The sequence below is a fragment of the Candidatus Binataceae bacterium genome (assembly GCA_035508495.1).
GTDB lineage: Bacteria > Desulfobacterota > Binatia > Binatales > Binataceae > JASHPB01.
This window is the reverse complement of the sequence record DATJMX010000042.1, coordinates 16,541-32,874: the sequence shown is the minus strand read 5'-3', so window position 1 is coordinate 32,874 and position 16,334 is coordinate 16,541. Positions and strand designations below refer to the sequence as shown.

Here is a 16,334-nt window from a genome sequence, read left to right as displayed (position 1 = left end):
GGAGGATGGTCTATGCTCAAGCAGTTTCATCGAAAATCGATCGCAGCCGGCGCTGCTGCTGCGATCTTCGGCGCACTCGCTCTTAGCGCAGGCGTTGCTAAATCCGAAAAGCCGCCCGCGGTCGTGGTCAACACCGATCTCAAGCCGAGCGCGCTCAGCACCGTGCAGATCATCAATCAGCAGGCTGCTGAGGTTTATGACGACGATAGCCCTGCACTCAGCAACGCCGGCAACCCGATTTTCACTCACACAACGTCGCTCAACCTCGATACGCTGTTCACCAGCAGTGATTTCCAGGCCGATCTCAACGACGGAATCGCCAATGGCGGCCTGCTCGATGTTGGTATCGAACCGAAAGGGTTCTGCGCCGGTGGACTCCTGGGCAGAGCGCCCGGCCAGCCTTACCGTATCCCCGAGGAGCAGATCCGCAAGACCGGCGGCCTCTTGAACAACACCTATCTGTTCGAGGGTTCACTGCAGGAGGCCATCCTCATCACCGATGTTACCCAGTTCGCACCGGGCGACGGCTTCTGGGCAAACATGACGTTGACGGTGGGCAACGGCCCCTTCGGCATCGGCGAGCTCAAGATCGATGGCTCGACCGACGTAAGCGCTCTGCTTCCATACGGGCCGACACCGGCCAACTTGAAGATCCCGGTGGATCTGGTCATCGCGTACGCCGAGAGCGAGCCCGATTCCGACGACTCGGCGCCGGCCGGACTCACGGCTGACCTGGTGAATGCGGAGGAAGTTGGCTGCGTGACGGTAAACGCAACGGTCGTCACGGTGCCGCTGCCCTCGATCGATGTCGGCCCCGCTCCAATCAAGCAATAGCGTGTAGTGATTCTCTACCGAGGCGCGGTGCCAAGCGGCCGCGCCTTTTCTTTTAGGATTTAGCAGCCAGCGCATAGCCAACGATGCCGTAACTGGCGGCATCGGTTCGCGACAGCCCGCCACTGCGCTGCGCATCGTCGCTGTGCGTCCCCGCCGAGTCGGCCGCGCGCGGCGGCGCCAACGCTTTTCAACGCCGGTCCTGCTTTTGTATTTGTGAACGAATCATACATTATGTAGCATAACGTGCCTGGACGATCGTTCTCGAGCGACCGAGGAGGAGAGCATGCGAATACGGGAAATTGACAGCCCGCCGGCAACTGCCGCCTCCCCAACAATGGGCTCCTGTCGGGCTTTAGTTCCTCATTCCTTATTCCCGATGCGCAAGTAACTAACAGTCCAGCGTTGCTGGCGAGCAGCTATCATTTCGAGGGCGTGCTCGGCCCCTTCGATGTGGTGCTCATGCAATTGATGCCTCCTTACCTGGCGCTCAGCGCGCCGGGGGGCGACCTGACGTTGACCGTGGGCAATGGGCCGCTTGGCATTGGTGAGCTGAAGAGCCAGGGTCCGGCGAACGTTGCTCAACTGCTCACTACGCCGCAGCAGAAGGTCGACCTGATTGTCGAATGGAACGACAGCGCCGGCTCTCCTCCTGATCTGAACTCGGGCTCAACCTGTTCGATCAAGCCGCGTGCGTCACCGCGGCGCCCATCGTCACTATCGTTCCGGTTCCTTCCGTTAAATATCGGCGCACCGCCGATGTAGCGGTGCCAATCGGACGACTGATACTGACCACGAGGCGCGGGCGCAAAGCCACGCCTTTGGTTTTTTCAGGTGTAGCGTAGCCAGCGCCTGACCTCGCGCAGGTTTGGCGGCTTGCCGTACATCAGGATTCCAACGCGGTAGATCTTCGCGCAGATGCTGATCAGCACCGCGACGGTCACCCCGAGGATCGCGATCGACAGCGCGATCTCCCAGAGCGGGATATTGGCCGCGGCGATTCGGGTCGTCATCAGCACTGGCGACGTAAGCGGTATCATCGACATCGTGAATGCGAGCGCGGAGTGCGGTGCTTGCGCCACTGCGACGACCATCCAGGTCGAAATCAGGAGCGGCAGCAGCAGCACCAGTATCCACTGCTGCGCCTCGTCCAGGGAGTTGAAGGCGGCACCCAGCGCCGCGAACATCGCGCTGTAAAACAAGTAGCCGAGCACATAGAAAATCGTGAAGGCGAGGAGCATTCCCGCGCCGAGGTTCACTCCGCTCACGAGCTGACGCACTACAGGACTGCCGGCTACCGCCATCTCGGTGAGTGCGCCGAAAAGTGCCGCCCAAATCGCGATTTGCACGAGCCCGACGCATCCGATACCCGCGATTTTGCCGGCCATCAGTTCATCGGACGTCACGATGCAGAGCAGCACTTCGGGAATTCGTGTCGATTTTTCGTCGAGCACCGCGCGCATCACCATCGTGCCGTAAGTGAGCAGCGAGAACATCAGGACCATCGCCATGACGAATGCAACGCCGAACGCGTCGAGCGCTTCGGCCGATCGGTCGGGCACAAGCACCTTTTGCTGAATCGACACGGGTGCGACGATTTTCATCGCATCGCCGGGTGCGACTCCGCGATCCTCGAGCCGCAGTCGCGCCAGCGCGCCCGCAAGCGAAACGCCAACCAGGAAATGCCAGCCCCGCACGTTCTGGTCGCGCGCCAGATACTCTGCGTGACCAGTTGTCATCACGTCTTTGTCGAGCAACAGGGCGGCATCGAGGATTCCGGCGCGAATCTCATCCTCAACCTGCGCCTGAGTGTCGCTCGATGGCGGAGGGCCGGGTTCGATCGCGAACTCGCCAATCGAGAATTGATTGAGCGATTGCTGAATCATTCGCGGCAATCGCGAGTCGCCGCCGATGATCGCGACGCGAAGCGAGCGCCTTTTTTCACTGCGGGCTTCCTTCACCTGCCGCGAAACGCTGAGTCCGCTGATCACAATCACCGCGATCATGATCAACGGCAGCGACAGCGTCGATACGATGAAGGATCGCGAGCGGATCCGATCGAGGAACTCGCGCCGCGCGATTGTGAAAATCGCGCGCAGCCTGAAAAGCTTCATTGGCGCATCCTCACCAGCTCGATGAAGATCTGCTCGAGCGATGGCTCGCTCAACTCAAAGCGCGTGACGCGGCCGTGATCGAGCGCGAGTCTCAGCAGCTCCTGCGGATCGTTGCCGTCCTTGAGGCCGATCTCGACATAGGTGCCGAAGTTGTGAAACGACGCAACTAGCGAACACTCCTTGAGAAATTCCGCGCCGCCCTCGCTTTCGATGACGATCGATCGCTTGCCCGCGCGCGACCTGATTTCGCGCAAATCGCCTGCGAGCAGCGCCCTGCCCCGGTTCATCAGGCAGATCGAATCGCACAGGCGCTCGACCTGCGCCATGTTGTGAGTCGAGAAAAGAATTGTGCGGCCTTCGCGCTTGAGGTCAGCAAGGATATCTTTCAGCTCGTTGGTCGCGATCGGATCGAGACCGGTGAAGGGCTCATCCATGATCAGAAACTCGGGCTCGTTGATGAGCGTCGCGATAAACTGGACTTTCTGCTGCATTCCCTTTGACAGCTCGTCAACCTTGCGCTCGAACCACGCCGCGATCTCGAGCCGCTCCCCCCACTTGCGGCATCGCGCGAGCGTCTCGCGCGCCGAAAGGCCACGCAGCGCGCCAAGGAACACCAGCTGCTCGCCCACCCGCATCCGGCGATAGAGCCCGCGCTCTTCCGGCAGGTAGCCGATACGCGCCAAGCCGGCGCTCCCGAGCGGATTGCCAAAGAGCGCGATCGAACCACTGTCTGGAATCGTGATCCCGACCAGCATCCGGATCGTGCTGGTCTTACCCGCGCCGTTAGGGCCGAGCAGCCCGAACATCTGCCCCGAAGGAATTGAGAACGAAAGCGCATCGACCGCGACGACGCCGTCATACGATTTGGTAACTCGCTCGAGCGTGACGGTCGCAGGCATTAGATTGACTCTAAGTTACTTCGCCCACACGAGGCCAGGAATCGGATCCCATGGATAGACGCGGACCAGCCAGCCGAAGACAGGACGCCTCTGAGTCGCGTGATCCGCTCGCCTCAGGAAGTCTAGGAAAAAGCGCGGCTGGCGCCAACGCCCGATCATTTGCTGACGGCGCTGCTTCACGGACACTTTGTTGCGTCGTAAATCGGAACAGAGGCGGAGCACTGCTGGCCCCGGTGGAATATGTCCTGCACGCACACTGGAACTGCGCCGGTGCAGCTCGCGCCACTGGCTTCATCGGTAGCCTTGAACTGGATGCTGTAAAGCAGGCCGCCCGAACCCAGCAGCGGTTCGGGGTTGGTCCGCACAAACGCCGTTGCACCGAGTATCTTTGCGTTCGGACAGAGTATTAAGGCCGGACCCGGTTTATCCTGTCTCACGCCCGTGATGCTGATGCTGAAGGGGCCGGCGGAATCGGTCACGCTGGTCACGCTCTCGGGATAAAAGCCAAGCGGCGAAATCGCGATCAGATTCGGGGTGCTCGCCGCCGCATTGCTGCAATCAATCGCCGCCTCGGCACCTGACTCAAAGGTGCCGATATCGCAGTTGCCGGCGGGGCTGTCCTCGGGATCGGGACGCGCCTCCCCACGTTGGTCGCAGGTGAGTTGGTCGGACATCGTCAGCGACGGCGGATTGGTACAGGGGTTCAGCGCGCCCGAGGGAAACGTGCAAGACGCTGGCGGCATCGCATCGATCGCGATACTGCCGGTTTGCAGCGCGATGGTTTTGGTCGGCCCACCGTTGTCCGCCAGCGATCCCAGGTTGAGATCGGAATCCGCGACGCCATTGTGGCTCCCCGTGCCGTTGAAATGGCAGGAGTCATCGTCGCTCAGATTGTATCCGTCGTCGTTGAGGGTACCCCTGACGGTCAAGCAATTGTCGCCGGAGTTCGCGGCCAGGATCGTGCCCTTGAGGTCGGTCGTGGCGTGAAGGCCGGTAAGAATGCCGCCGCCGTTGGTCGCCGCAGCGCTGTTGCCGTCAAAGGTGCTGTTGGTCACGGTAAGAGTGCCGATGTTTAGTATGGCGCCACCGCCGTGCGCCTTATTGCCGGTAAACGTGCTGTTGATCACGGTCGCTGCGCCCTGGGCGTTAACCGCGATGGCACCGCCGCTGTCATCAGAACTGCTGTTGCCGAGGAAAGTGCAGTTGGTCACCGTCAGCGCGGCGCTCGTGTCCACGAAAACGCCGCCGCCCGCCTGGCCAGACGGGGCTCTGCCGTGAGCGATGGTGAGGTTGTTCAGGGCCAACGTTGCGCCCGACTCGAAACTTCCTCCGACGTCCAACGGCCGGAACGTATTGTTGCCATCGATCGTGATTCCCGGCGCGTTCGTCGGACCCGTGATGATCAGGTTGGTGCCAATGGCGATGGTCGGCAACGGGCGCCCAAGCGTGATGGTGTGGCCATCGACGCTCGCGCTGAAGTTGATCGTGAAAGGTCCGCTACCCGTCCCGCAGGAGCCGATACCGCTCATGCCAATCGCCGAGTTGATCGCGTCGCGCAAAGTACAATGGTTTGCGATGGCGTCGTCGAGGCTGCTGTCGACGGTGATCGTCGTCTGGGCCTGCACGGCTGCGGTAAAGAATATCGCGACGATCGCCGCCGCCAACGCGGCGACGTACCGACGCTCAGCGGTCGTGCGATAGAGTGCTTGGCTCATCTCATGGTGCTCCACCCCCGATCTTGTAGTCCAGCGTCCGACCGCAGGTTAACAAAAGGACAACCGCTCGTGGCAGAGGCTGCGGCGCGGCAGAATCAGCGGCAAGGTCCAACAGCCAGTTGAATCTGAAGGATGCGCGCGCAACCGATCGCGATTGAGGCGGTGTAACAATCGCCGGCCATCGGGCGCTCGAACCGGAAAGGGGGCGCGATAGCGCCCTTATCAGGAAATTAGGAAAGTGCTTCGCGCGATATTTGGCACCGCCCCTTTGGGGCCACCAAGATTTCTCGACTCCGCAGACTCCGCTCGAAATGACGGAGAGCGGCGGCCCGCTCAAGATGACGGAGCAGATGGTGGCCCTTTAGATGAGAGACGGCGCAAAGAAAAAGGCCTCCGCATTTCTGGGGAGGCCTTTTGATTCGAAACTTCGTCTGGCTACGATCACATGTTGTCAACGATCGCTTTGCCGAACTCGGAGCACTTGAGCAGCTTCGCGCCGCTCATCAGGCGCTCGAAGTCGTAGGTTACCGTCTTGTTCGCGATCGCCTTGCTCATGCCGCGGATGATGCCGTCGGCGACTTCCTGCCAGCCCATGTGCTCGAACATCAGCACGCCCGACAGGATCACGGAGCCCGGGTTCACCTTGTCCTGATCGGCGTACTTGGGCGCGGTGCCGTGGGTCGCCTCGAAGATCGCGTGGCCCGTGAGGTAGTTGATGTTCGCGCCCGGCGCGATTCCGATACCGCCGACCTGCGCCGCGAGCGCATCTGACAGGTAGTCACCGTTGAGGTTCATGGTAGCCACGACGTCGAACTCGTCAGGCCGCGTCAGCACCTGCTGGAGCGTGATATCCGCGATCGCGTCTTTCACGAGGAGCTGCCCCGCGGGCGGCTTGCCGTTGCAATCGTCCCAGCCTATAGCCTTGCCCTCGTATTCGCGCTTCACGAGAGCGTAGCCCCAATCGCGGAACGCGCCCTCGGTGAACTTCATGATGTTGCCCTTGTGCACGAAGGTCAGGCTCTTGCGCTTGTGCTTGATCGCGTAATCGAGAGCGGCGCGGATGAGGCGCTCCGATCCCTCGCGCGACACGGGCTTGATGCCGATGCCGGAAGTCTCGGGGAAACGAATCTTCGTCACGCCCATCTCTTCGCGCAGGAACTTGATGACCTTCTTCGCCTCGGGCGATTCCGCGGGCCATTCGACACCCGCATAGATGTCCTCGGTGTTCTCGCGGAAGATCACGACGTCGAGCTTCTCGGGATGCTTCACCGGGCTCGGCACGCCGTCGAAGTAGCGCACCGGGCGAAGGCATACGTAGAGATCGAGAATCTGGCGCAGCGCGACGTTGAGCGAGCGGATTCCGCCGCCGACCGGCGTCGTCAGAGGGCCTTTAATCCCGACCAGGAATTCCTTGAACGCTTCGGTCGTCTCGTCGGGCAGCCAGTTGTTGAACTGATTGAAGGCCTTCTCGCCCGCGTACACTTCCATCCAGGCGATCTTTTTCTTGCCGCCGTAAGTCTTCTCGACCGCGTGATCGAACACGTATTGCGAGGCGCGCCAGATGTCGCGCCCGGTGCCGTCGCCTTCGATAAAGGGGAGGATTGGCCGGTCGGGAACGTTTAGCTTCTGATTCGCACCAAGGGTGATTTTCTCGCCATCGGACGGAACTTTGATGATCTTGTACGCCATCGGATTTGCCACTCGCCTCTAAATGGAAAAATTGCCGCCGCATCAGGTCAAAGAGCGACGCGCTGCTTGGGCCGTATCATATAGCAACTGCGCTCGGATGCCAGCGCTCGCGGGCGCGCGCGTTGTCAGGCCGGGCTCGGATGGCGATATACTGCGCCGCGTTACAGCATCATCAGACGAGGAGCGATTCGCGATGGATTTCAGCTACACGCCCGAGCAGGAACAGTTCCGCAGCACGCTTCGCGCCTGGCTGGAGAAAAATTCCGCTGAGGTTTTCGGCAAGAGCGGCGAAGGTCTCGGCGGATCGACGGCGAGCCTCCTCGACGTGCGCGATGACGAGCGCTGGGCGCAACTCCGCGAGTACCATCGCCGGCTGCACGAGGCTGGATTCGTTGCGCTGCACTGGCCCAAGGAATATGGGGGCGCGGGCGCTCCGCTCGTCGACCAATCGATCTACCAGGATGAAGTCCTGCGCCTTGGACTGCCGCTCTACGGCGCCAACCAGCTCGCACTTGATCGGATCGGGCCGACGATCTGGCTGATGGGCACCGAGGCGCAGCAGAAGCGCTACCTGCCCAAGATGCTCACCGGCGAGGAGATCTGGTGCCAGGGATATTCGGAGCCCAACGCCGGCTCCGATCTCGCGGGACTGCAGACGCGCGCCGTGGTCGAGGGCGACGCGTTCGTCGTCAACGGGCAGAAAGTGTGGACCAGTCTCGCGCATCGCGCGGATTGGCAGGTGCTGCTCGTGCGCACCGATCCGCAAGCGCCCAAGCACAAGGGTATCTCGTACCTGCTGGTCGACATGAAGACTCCCGGCATCACGATCAAGCCGCTGGTGCAGATAACCGGCGATGCGGGATTTAACGAGGTCTTCTATGACAACGTGCGCGTGCCAAAAGAAAATCTCGTCGGCGAGGTGAATCGCGGATGGGAGGTATCGATCGCGACCCTGATGTACGAGCGCGTCTCGGGCGGCACGCGGCATCCGGTCGAGCGCACTATCAACGAGTTGATCGAGCTGTCACGGCAGGTCAACTTCCAGGGCGTGCCCGCGCATAAGCATCCCTACGTGAGGCAGAAAGTGGCGCAGTTCGCAGCCGAGGCGCGATGCCTTCGGCTTAGCCGCTATCGCTCGCTGACTTCCCAAATCCGCGGCAAAGTGCCGGGGCCGGAGAGCTCCTTCGGCAAGTTGTTCGCGACCGAGCTCAACCTGCGAGTCGCGATGTTCGCTGATGAATTGCTGGGCGCATTCGGCAGTATCGAGAGCGGCAGCGCCGGTTCAGTCGAAGGCGGCCGCTGGATGCATCGAACGCTGGCGGCGCGCGGGCTGACGATCGCGGCAGGATCGAGCGAAATTCAGCACAACATCATTGGCGAGCGCGTGTTAAAGCTACCCAAGGGCTGACATCCGGGGCGAAAGTCCGCCTTTGCGCCGATATGTGAAGCCAAAAAATGTCCTTAATTCCTCCTTAATCGATTTGAAATAACTCGGCATTTCCGAAACCTTCTTTCGCAGCAGTTTCGCGGGGGTAGGCGCGGAAATACGTACTCGACGTTCGTAGTTGGGAGGAAGAGCAGACATGATTCATAGATCGAGGACTGCCCTGCTGGCCTTTCTCGTCGGTTTGACCGTGATCGCCAACGGCTGCGCCGCTTGGAACGATCACATTCAGGCCGACCGCCAATGGGGGATGTGCGGCCTGGGCGGAGCAGTTATCGGCGCGCTCGTCGGCGGCGGTGCCGGCGTGGGCATCGCGATCGCCAGCGAGGGTGGCCATGAGAATACCACCGGCCGCGACGCCGCAGGCGGCGTAATCGGCGGTGTCGGCGGCGGCATCGCTGGCGCTTTCATCGGACACATCCTCTGCGATCCTGTGATTCAGGCCGCGGCACCACCGCCTCCTCCGCCGCCGCCTCCACCGCCTCCACCGCCTCCGCCTCCAATGAAGCAGAAGCTGGTGCTGCGTGGCGTGCATTTTGATTTCAACAAGTACGACATCCGGCCGGGAGACGCCGCGATCCTCGACGAGGCCGCGACCACGCTCAAGGCCAACCCAGGCGTCGTCATCGACGTAAACGGCTATTGCGATGCGATCGGCGGCGAAGAGTACAACCTCAAGCTGTCCGACAAGCGCTCGCGTGCAGTCGCGAATTACCTGATACAGCAGGGTATTCCGGCGACGCAGCTGATGGTCCACGGCTACGGCAAGACGGACTTCGTCGCGCCGAACGATACCGCCGAGGGCCGCGCGCAGAACCGTCGCGTCGAACTCGTTCCTGAGCAATAAACGGTAAGGGGTGCTCGCATCGCGCGAGCACCCCTCCACTTTGCCTTAGGCTTAATAACAGGCCGTCAGGCTCGTCGCGGTTTTTACGTTCCCTGGATCGGAGCCGCCCAGCGCCCGAAAATAGTATCCGACAGCCGCTCCATCGCCGGTTCGTATTCCGCTTCGCGAGCGATCATTTCATCGGAAGAGATTTTCTCGCGCTCGAGCTCGCGCGCGAACGCCGCCGACATCATCGCGACGCTCTCACGCTTCACCTCGATATGAAATTGAAGCGCATAGACGTTCGTGCCGTAACGAAACGCCTGGCAGGGAGTCTTGTCCGAGGTGGCGAGCGAAACGGCGCCCTTCGGCACATCGAAGTGATCGCCGTGCCAGTGAAAGGTCGTGACCGTATCGGCGATTCCCTTAAACAAGCGGTCATCTTTAGCAGCCGCCTCGAGCTGGATCGGATACCATCCGATTTCCTTGCCGCGCGGATTCTTCTCCACCCTGGCGCCCAGAGCCGCCGCGACGATTTGCGCGCCCAGGCAGATGCCCATCACCGGGCGGCCCTGCTCGACCGCATTACGAATCAGCGCCATTTCGTCTTTGAGGAACGGATAGCGCTCGGTCTGATAGACACCCATCGGCCCGCCCATCACGACCAGGCCGCCCGCGCCCTTCATGTCGGCAGGCACGAGCTGTCCGTCATGAATCCGCACGTACTGCCACGCCAGCGCCGCGCCTTCGAGTGCATCGGCGATGCGCCCAAGGTTCTCAGCAGGATGATGTTGAAGGACGTAGATTTTGGCCATCGCAAAGTGTCTCCGTGCGCATCATAACGATGCCGCACAATGATGACCACGAATCTCTTATGGGAGAGGAACTTGAGAACTCAGAACAGGGAGCCGCGGCGGGTTACCCCCAGATGCGTGTATGCGCGCTGCGTGGCAACTCGGCCGCGCGAGGTGCGGGCGAGGAAGCCTTCCTGTAGCAGGTATGGCTCGTAGACTTCCTCGATCGTGTCGGTCTCCTCGCCGACCGCGGCGGCGAGGCTTTCGACGCCGACCGGGCCGCCGTCGAACTTCTCGATAATCGCCCTCAGGATCGCGCGATCCATCTTGTCGAAGCCTGCGCTATCGACTTCGAGCAGTTCCAGTGCGCCAAGCGCGATTTCCCGCTTGACGACGGGCGCTTCGTTGACCTGTGCAAAATCGCGCACGCGCCTGAGGAGCCGGTTCGCGATACGCGGCGTGCCGCGCGAGCGCGAGGCGATCTCGCTCGCGCCGCCCTCGTCGAGCTCGATCTTCAAGAGGCGCGCCGAGCGGCGAACGATCTCGACCAGCTCGGCGGGCTTGTAAAAGTCGAGGTGCGAATGATGGCCGAAGCGGTCGCGCAGCGGCGAGCTCAAGAGCCCCGAGCGGGTCGTCGCGCCGACCAGGGTGAACGGCTTGACCGCGAGCTTCATCGTGCGCGCACCCATCCCCTCGCCCACCACGATATGCAGCTCAAAGTCCTCCATCGCGGAGTAGAGCCGCTCCTCGACGACTTTCTGCAACCGATGGATTTCATCGATAAACAAGATGTCGCCTTTTTCGAGATTGTTCACGAGCGCGGCAAGGTCGGCGGCGCGCTCGATCGCGGGCCCCGAGGTCACATGGACATTGACGCCGAGCTCGCGCGCAATGATATGCGCGAGCGAAGTCTTGCCGAGTCCGGGCGGGCCGGAGAACAACTGATGGTCGAGCACTTCGCCGCGGCCGCGCGCCGCTGCGATCGACATCCCAAGGATTTGCTTGAGACGATCCTGGCCGACGAATTCGTTCAGCGCACGCGGACGCAGCGCGTGATCGACTTTCTCTTCCTCGTCCGCCGGCTTGCGCGATACGACGCGCTCGGCGTCGGGACGCGATTGCTCGGGCGGAAAGGCCTCGTCGATGTCGTCACTTCTCGCCAAACAGCACCGCCAGCGACTTTCTTATCGCAATTTCAAGATTGTTTTTAGCCGCCGCGTCTTCGGCCACAACTTTTTCCACCGTCTTGCGTGCTTCGATCGGCTTGAGGCCCAGGTTGACGAGCGCGGAGACGGCATCGTCAACGAGGCCGCCGCCTGAAGCAGGAGCAGCGGGACGTGCAGCGCCATTCGTTGCGGATGGAGCGGCACCAGCGAGCTTCAAGTCTCCCACCTTGTCGCGCAGCTCGCGCACCACGCGCTCAGCCACCTTTGGCCCGACGCCCGGCACCGCGTCGATTCGCTCGACGTCCTCGCGCGAGATCGCCGCAACCAGTTCCTCCGGTGCGAGCACCGACAGGATCGCAAGCGCGAGCTTCGGTCCAACATGCTGCACCTGCATCAGAAGGTCGAACGATCGCTTCTCGCCGGCTTCCATGAAGCCATAAAGCATGAGCGCGTCTTCGCGCACGACCTGGCGAATCTCGAGTCGCACGGGCTCGCCGGCTCCGGGCAGCTTGTAGTAAGTGCTGAGCGGGATGAAAACCTCGTAGCCGACGCCGCCGGTCTCGACCACGATTCGCTGCGAATCGCGCACCGCGAGCGTGCCGGCAAGCGTCGCGATCATCGCGTCACCCTGGGAGTCGCAACGCGATTGCGGACGACGCCATCAATCAGCATCGCGGGCCGCGAGCTGCCGAGATGACAGAGCGCGACCGCGAGCGCATCTGCCGCGTCGTTCGTCAGTTGATACTCCGAGTCGAGCGCGAGCGCGCGCCGCACCATGTATTTCACCTGCTCCTTGTCGGCATGGCCGTGGCCTGCGACAGCCAGCTTCACCTGATTGGGCGGATACTCGCACAGATCGAGATCGCGCTCCGCGGCCGCCAAGAGCGCCATCGCGCGCGCCTCGCCGAGGCGAAACGCGCTCTGCACGTTAGCAGCAATGAAGTGGCGCTCGAGCGCGAGCGCGCCTGGCGCGTATTCGTCGATAATTCGAAGCAGCTCTTCGTGGATGCGGCGCAGCCGCGCGGGGCCCCGCTCAAGCGATGCGGTCCGAATGGCTCCTGCCGCGATGAAGGAATGGTGGCCCAAGCGGCCCTCGACCAGACCGTAGCCGCAAATAACGCTCCCGGGGTCCACCCCGAGTACCCGCATACCCCACCTCCACCAGCCCTCGCGCCGCGGGTTCAGGCGGCCGAGAACTGCGCAATGTCTTCGTCGCTGATGTCGAAGTTGGCCGCAACGCTCTGCACGTCGTCGTGCTCTTCGAGTTCTTCCATCAGCTTCAGAACCTGCTCCGCAGTATGACCGGAAACTGCGACCGTGTTTTCGGGGACGCGCGCAACTTCCGCGCTCAGCATCGCGATGCCGGCTTTTTCGATCGCGTCGCGCACCGCGTTGAAATTCTCGGGCGCGCTCATCACCTGGTAAGTGTCACTGTCGCTGGTGACGTCGTCGGCGCCGGCTTCGAGCGCGAGCTCGATCAGCTTGTCCTCATCGGCGGCGGATTTTTCGATCGCGATAACGCCGCGCTTCTTGAACATCCAGCCGACGCATCCGGTTTCACCCATGTTGCCGCCGTGACGGCCAAATATGAAGCGGATTTCCGCGACGGTGCGATTTCGATTGTCGGTGAAAATGTCAGCAGTGATCGCAACGCCACCGGGGCCGTAGCCTTCGTAGGTAACTTCCTCGAGCTGGCCGCCGCCGAGCTCGCCGGTGCCCTTTTTGATCGCGCGATCTATGTTGTCGTTGGGCATCGACTGCGCCCGCGCCGTCAGCACCGCCGTGCGCAGGCGCGGATTGGCGTTGATATCGCCGCCGCCGAGGCGCGCCGCGATCGTGATTTCCTTGATAAGCTTGGTGAAGACCTTGCCGCGCTTGGCGTCGCGCGCCGCCTTCTTATGCTTGATCGAACTCCACTTTGAATGACCTGACATGGATAATACTCTCAAGAGGCCCTCTGACGGGGCCCGTCAGCCGATTATCACAAACTTCCCGTGAAGTTGGAACACTGTCCTGCGACGCTGGCTGATGCGCTCCCGGCCGCTGTTCCAAGTGACGGTTTTGCTATCATGGCCAGCCGGAATGACGAAGTTGTGGCCGAAATTGGCTGTGCTGGCGGTTCTTCTCGCGCTCTGCGCGGGATGCTTTTATCCTCCGACAACGGTCCCGCCCGCGGACGAGCAGGAACGAACGCTAGTCCCGCTACCGTTCGATTTGACCTGGGACCTCGTGAACAAAGTTGCGCGGCGCGACGGCCTCAGAATCGATGTCGCCGATCCCAATCACTTCAGCCTCGAAGCATCCGGACCGCGCTTTACGCTTCAGCAGGCGGATTGCGGGACGATCAAGAGTATCGCCGGCGAGTACGCCGCCCTGCCCGAGGCTAACTCAACTTCGGTGTACAATTTTCTTATCAAGCCGCACGGCCGGGAGCATACGATGGTCGAGGTAGCGGTGTCCTATAACAGCCCCGTGAAGGTGCCACTGCGCCCCGCGACGGACGTCGATTGCATCTCGCGTGGCACCGACGAGTCGCGAATGCTGAAGGAAATTCTCGCGGAAGCCACGGTCACGCATCGCCCCGACTACAGTCGCAGAACCCCGTCGACGGCTTCCACGCTATCGGAAGGACCCCCCTCTGAAGGTCCATCGACGGTGCTCAAACATCGCGTCGGGCCCGACCCCTCGAATCTCTGGCCGTCGCACTGATTGCTCAAGGATACCGGAGCGGCAGGATCCCCAGGTGCGGCGGCAGGTACATATAGAGGAACGGGCCGTAGACCAGGATACACAACACGACCGACGCGACGACGAAGTAGCGCAACGCATCGAGCTTCACCGGCCATCCTGAGAGCGCCGGCGCCTGCACTGTCGCCGTGAACGGCACGTCCTCGCGCGCGCCCCGCTCTCCCGCAACGATCGTCATCACCAGCACAAGGAAGAACAGCATCGCGCTGATGAACATGATCGTGCCGCCAATCGCGGCCATCGCACCGGCCGCATGCCACGCCGGCTGATCGTAGGTGCTGAGTGCGAGCGCCGTTCGCCGCGGCATCCCGTGCAGGCCGCCATACATCATGCCACGCGAGAAAATCAGCACGCCGCCGAAATAGAGAAACGCCTGAACGACCGCGAGTCGCGGCATCCACAGTTTGCGCTTGAACAAATAGGGGATCAGCCAATACGCGATTCCCATGTATGATAGAGCAACCGCAGTACCGAGCGTCAGATGGAAATGCCCGGGGATGAAGGCGGTGTTGTGAATATCGAGATTCATCGAGAAGCTCGCGTTCATCAGTCCGGAAATGCCGCCGAGTAAAAACGCCAGCATCCCCAGCACCTGGGCGCTCACCGATGGATTGCTCCACGGGATCCTGAAGAACCATCCGATGAGGCCGGTGCCTCCCGCCCGCCGTCCTGCGATCTCGAGCGCATACATAACTGCGAACGCCGTCATCAGGCTGGGAAAAAATATTCCGAAAGTGAGTATCGTGACGGCGAACTTAATCTTTTCTGGAACCCCGGGATCGAGAAACTGATGATGGAACCCGACCGGCACGAGGACGATGAACATCAGGAACGCAATCCGGGTCAGCGTATCGCTGAAAAGCAACCCGCCAGACTGCTTCGGAATCAACCCGTACCATGAGATGTATATTGGCAATAGCCAGAAATATACGATCGGATGGCCGGTAAACCAGAACAGCGTGCGGCTGAGCAGCGGATCGGAACCGGCGATCAGTCCGAGCGACCACGGCAAGAGCAGTCCGACGACTTCAACCGCGAGGCCGACCGACGCGATATCCCACATGATGTAGGTAGTGACCGACATGAAGGCCATCAGCGGGATGCGCTCGCCGGGGTGCTCGCGGCGCCACGCGCGCAGCATTACGAGCTGATTCGCGCTCGTTACCCAGGTGCTGATCACCACCATCGCCAGGCCCAAGTAAAACGTCCATTGCGCCTGCAACGGCGGGTAAAAGGTGTAGAGCACGTTTGCGTGATCGGTCAGCATCGCGAACGCGGCCAGCAACGAACCGATGAGCAATAGCCAGAATGCGATCTGCAGCAGCGCGCCGTTCAGCGCTCGACCTAGTCCGCGCGCCGTGGTCAGCGAGACGAATCCATTTGCAAACGCCGTCGTGAGTACGAGCGCGTTCAACACGCCATGAAGGGTCAGGCCCTGATAGTACGAATGAATACCGGGATAGTATTTGACGGCATCGATCCTGGCGTAGTTGAGCGCCTGCTCGAGACCGAACAGCACACCCACCGCGAGCACCGCAAAGCCAAATAGTATATTCCACCGGATGACAGCGAGCTGATTCTCCGGCAGCTCGAAGCCATTGGGCTCCGCGACGATAGGGGCGCTCATTTAACCACCACTTTTCCCGACATCGTGTGATGTAGCCGGCCGCAGTATTCATGGCACAGCAGCAGGTATTCTCCCGGCCGCGTGAAGCGATACGTCTCAGTCGATACCTCGCCCGGGATAAGCATCATGTTCACATTGGTGCCGACGATCATGAAGCCATGAATTACATCCGACGAGGTCGCGCGGAAGGTCACTTCCGCTCCGAGTGGAATCTCGATGTCATCCGGAGTGAACGACCAGGTCTGACCGATGACCGCTACTTCATATTTCCCCGGTGCGATCTGGTGAACGCCCGGACTATTAAAGGGCGGCGTCACACGCAGGATCTTGCGCAGCCGCTGATCCGTCGAGCACGCGATCATCTGCGCCCGCCCCGGCATCGAAACGCCCATCACGAATACGCTGTAGGCCAGCGCGCCGAGGAACGCGATCAGAATGACCCCGGACGCAACCAGGAAGCCCTTTTCGTAGGTTTCCATGA

The 16,334-nt window shown here is 61.5% G+C and carries 16 protein-coding genes; 5 read left to right on the top strand and 11 right to left on the bottom strand.

What is annotated here, in order from left to right; translation table 11 throughout:
• On the top strand, positions 1–834 hold an 834-nt coding region (locus tag VMA09_14515), incomplete at its 5' end, for a hypothetical protein (GenBank protein ID HUA34818.1).
• Positions 835–1,236: 402 nt separating this feature from the next.
• A complete protein-coding gene (locus VMA09_14510) occupies positions 1,237–1,596 on the top strand; it encodes a hypothetical protein (protein HUA34817.1) in 360 nt (119 codons plus the stop codon).
• A 65-nt stretch (positions 1,597–1,661) separates the two neighbouring features.
• Here VMA09_14510 and VMA09_14505 read toward each other — a convergent pair whose 3' ends face one another.
• The 4 genes from VMA09_14505 to icd all read right to left on the bottom strand — a co-directional run bounded on the left by VMA09_14505 (position 1,662) and on the right by icd (position 7,248).
• On the bottom strand, positions 1,662–2,945 hold the full coding sequence (locus VMA09_14505) for an ABC transporter permease (GenBank protein HUA34816.1): 1,284 nt from the start codon (positions 2,943–2,945) through the stop codon (positions 1,662–1,664).
• Complete coding sequence (locus tag VMA09_14500; GenBank protein HUA34815.1) at positions 2,942–3,844, bottom strand: ATP-binding cassette domain-containing protein; 903 nt, start codon at positions 3,842–3,844, stop codon at positions 2,942–2,944. Before VMA09_14500 ends, VMA09_14505 begins: the two co-directional genes overlap by 4 nt.
• Before the next feature lie 176 nt (positions 3,845–4,020).
• Complete coding sequence (locus tag VMA09_14495) at positions 4,021–5,559, bottom strand: right-handed parallel beta-helix repeat-containing protein (protein HUA34814.1); 1,539 nt, start codon at positions 5,557–5,559, stop codon at positions 4,021–4,023.
• A gap of 441 nt (positions 5,560–6,000) precedes the next feature.
• Positions 6,001–7,248: an NADP-dependent isocitrate dehydrogenase gene (icd, locus tag VMA09_14490; protein ID HUA34813.1), complete on the bottom strand. Its 1,248-nt coding sequence runs from the start codon at positions 7,246–7,248 to the stop codon at positions 6,001–6,003.
• 193 nt (positions 7,249–7,441) lie between these two features.
• Here icd and VMA09_14485 point away from each other — a divergent pair, with 193 nt between their 5' ends.
• Together VMA09_14485 and VMA09_14480 are read left to right on the top strand one after the other, a co-directional pair.
• Positions 7,442–8,656 carry an acyl-CoA dehydrogenase family protein gene (locus tag VMA09_14485; GenBank protein HUA34812.1) on the top strand — a complete coding sequence of 405 codons (1,215 nt, stop codon included), beginning with the start codon at positions 7,442–7,444 and terminating at the stop codon, positions 8,654–8,656.
• Between the two features lie 175 nt (positions 8,657–8,831).
• Positions 8,832–9,539 (top strand): OmpA family protein, encoded by a 708-nt coding sequence (locus VMA09_14480; GenBank protein ID HUA34811.1) that lies wholly within the window; start codon positions 8,832–8,834, stop codon positions 9,537–9,539.
• A gap of 83 nt (positions 9,540–9,622) precedes the next feature.
• Here the strand turns inward: VMA09_14480 and VMA09_14475 are convergent, their stop codons facing one another.
• From VMA09_14475 to VMA09_14455, 5 genes are all read right to left on the bottom strand, one after another.
• Positions 9,623–10,333, bottom strand: a complete 711-nt coding sequence (locus tag VMA09_14475) for a type 1 glutamine amidotransferase (GenBank protein ID HUA34810.1) — start codon at positions 10,331–10,333, stop codon at positions 9,623–9,625.
• A gap of 80 nt (positions 10,334–10,413) precedes the next feature.
• Positions 10,414–11,475, bottom strand: coding sequence for a Holliday junction branch migration DNA helicase RuvB (ruvB, locus tag VMA09_14470; GenBank protein HUA34809.1), 1,062 nt, complete (start codon positions 11,473–11,475; stop codon positions 10,414–10,416).
• Complete coding sequence (gene ruvA, locus VMA09_14465; GenBank protein HUA34808.1) at positions 11,462–12,097, bottom strand: Holliday junction branch migration protein RuvA; 636 nt, start codon at positions 12,095–12,097, stop codon at positions 11,462–11,464. The genes ruvB and ruvA overlap by 14 nt, the downstream gene beginning before the upstream one ends.
• Complete coding sequence (gene ruvC / locus VMA09_14460) at positions 12,094–12,627, bottom strand: crossover junction endodeoxyribonuclease RuvC (GenBank protein ID HUA34807.1); 534 nt, start codon at positions 12,625–12,627, stop codon at positions 12,094–12,096. Before ruvC ends, ruvA begins: the two co-directional genes overlap by 4 nt.
• Positions 12,628–12,659: 32 nt before the next feature.
• A complete protein-coding gene (locus VMA09_14455) occupies positions 12,660–13,412 on the bottom strand; it encodes a YebC/PmpR family DNA-binding transcriptional regulator (GenBank protein ID HUA34806.1) in 753 nt (250 codons plus the stop codon).
• A gap of 295 nt (positions 13,413–13,707) precedes the next feature.
• On the opposite strand from VMA09_14455, the gene VMA09_14450 reads away from it, so the two are divergent.
• Positions 13,708–14,187 carry a hypothetical protein gene (locus tag VMA09_14450; protein ID HUA34805.1) on the top strand — a complete coding sequence of 160 codons (480 nt, stop codon included), beginning with the start codon at positions 13,708–13,710 and terminating at the stop codon, positions 14,185–14,187.
• 4 nt (positions 14,188–14,191) lie between these two features.
• Here VMA09_14450 and VMA09_14445 read toward each other — a convergent pair whose 3' ends face one another.
• Positions 14,192–15,853, bottom strand: coding sequence for a cbb3-type cytochrome c oxidase subunit I (locus tag VMA09_14445; GenBank protein ID HUA34804.1), 1,662 nt, complete (start codon positions 15,851–15,853; stop codon positions 14,192–14,194).
• Entirely contained in the window at positions 15,850–16,332 is a 483-nt protein-coding gene (locus VMA09_14440) for a cytochrome c oxidase subunit II (protein HUA34803.1), read from the bottom strand. Before VMA09_14440 ends, VMA09_14445 begins: the two co-directional genes overlap by 4 nt.
• Between the last annotated feature and the right edge of the window lie 2 nt (positions 16,333–16,334).

What these genes read in the sequence shown, in the direction of transcription:
- VMA09_14505 (HUA34816.1), bottom strand. Translation starts at nt 2,945, where the DNA reads ATGAAGCTTTTCAGGCTGCGCGCGATTTTCACAATCGCGCGGCGCGAG.
- VMA09_14500 (HUA34815.1), bottom strand. Translation starts at nt 3,844, where the DNA reads ATGCCTGCGACCGTCACGCTCGAGCGAGTTACCAAATCGTATGACGGC.
- VMA09_14495 (HUA34814.1), bottom strand. Translation starts at nt 5,559, where the DNA reads ATGAGCCAAGCACTCTATCGCACGACCGCTGAGCGTCGGTACGTCGCC.
- icd (HUA34813.1), bottom strand. Translation starts at nt 7,248, where the DNA reads ATGGCGTACAAGATCATCAAAGTTCCGTCCGATGGCGAGAAAATCACC.
- VMA09_14485 (HUA34812.1), top strand. Translation starts at nt 7,442, where the DNA reads ATGGATTTCAGCTACACGCCCGAGCAGGAACAGTTCCGCAGCACGCTT.
- VMA09_14480 (HUA34811.1), top strand. Translation starts at nt 8,832, where the DNA reads ATGATTCATAGATCGAGGACTGCCCTGCTGGCCTTTCTCGTCGGTTTG.
- VMA09_14475 (HUA34810.1), bottom strand. Translation starts at nt 10,333, where the DNA reads ATGGCCAAAATCTACGTCCTTCAACATCATCCTGCTGAGAACCTTGGG.
- ruvA (HUA34808.1), bottom strand. Translation starts at nt 12,097, where the DNA reads ATGATCGCGACGCTTGCCGGCACGCTCGCGGTGCGCGATTCGCAGCGA.
- ruvC (HUA34807.1), bottom strand. Translation starts at nt 12,627, where the DNA reads ATGCGGGTACTCGGGGTGGACCCCGGGAGCGTTATTTGCGGCTACGGT.
- VMA09_14455 (HUA34806.1), bottom strand. Translation starts at nt 13,412, where the DNA reads ATGTCAGGTCATTCAAAGTGGAGTTCGATCAAGCATAAGAAGGCGGCG.
- VMA09_14445 (HUA34804.1), bottom strand. Translation starts at nt 15,853, where the DNA reads ATGAGCGCCCCTATCGTCGCGGAGCCCAATGGCTTCGAGCTGCCGGAG.
- VMA09_14440 (HUA34803.1), bottom strand. Translation starts at nt 16,332, where the DNA reads ATGGAAACCTACGAAAAGGGCTTCCTGGTTGCGTCCGGGGTCATTCTG.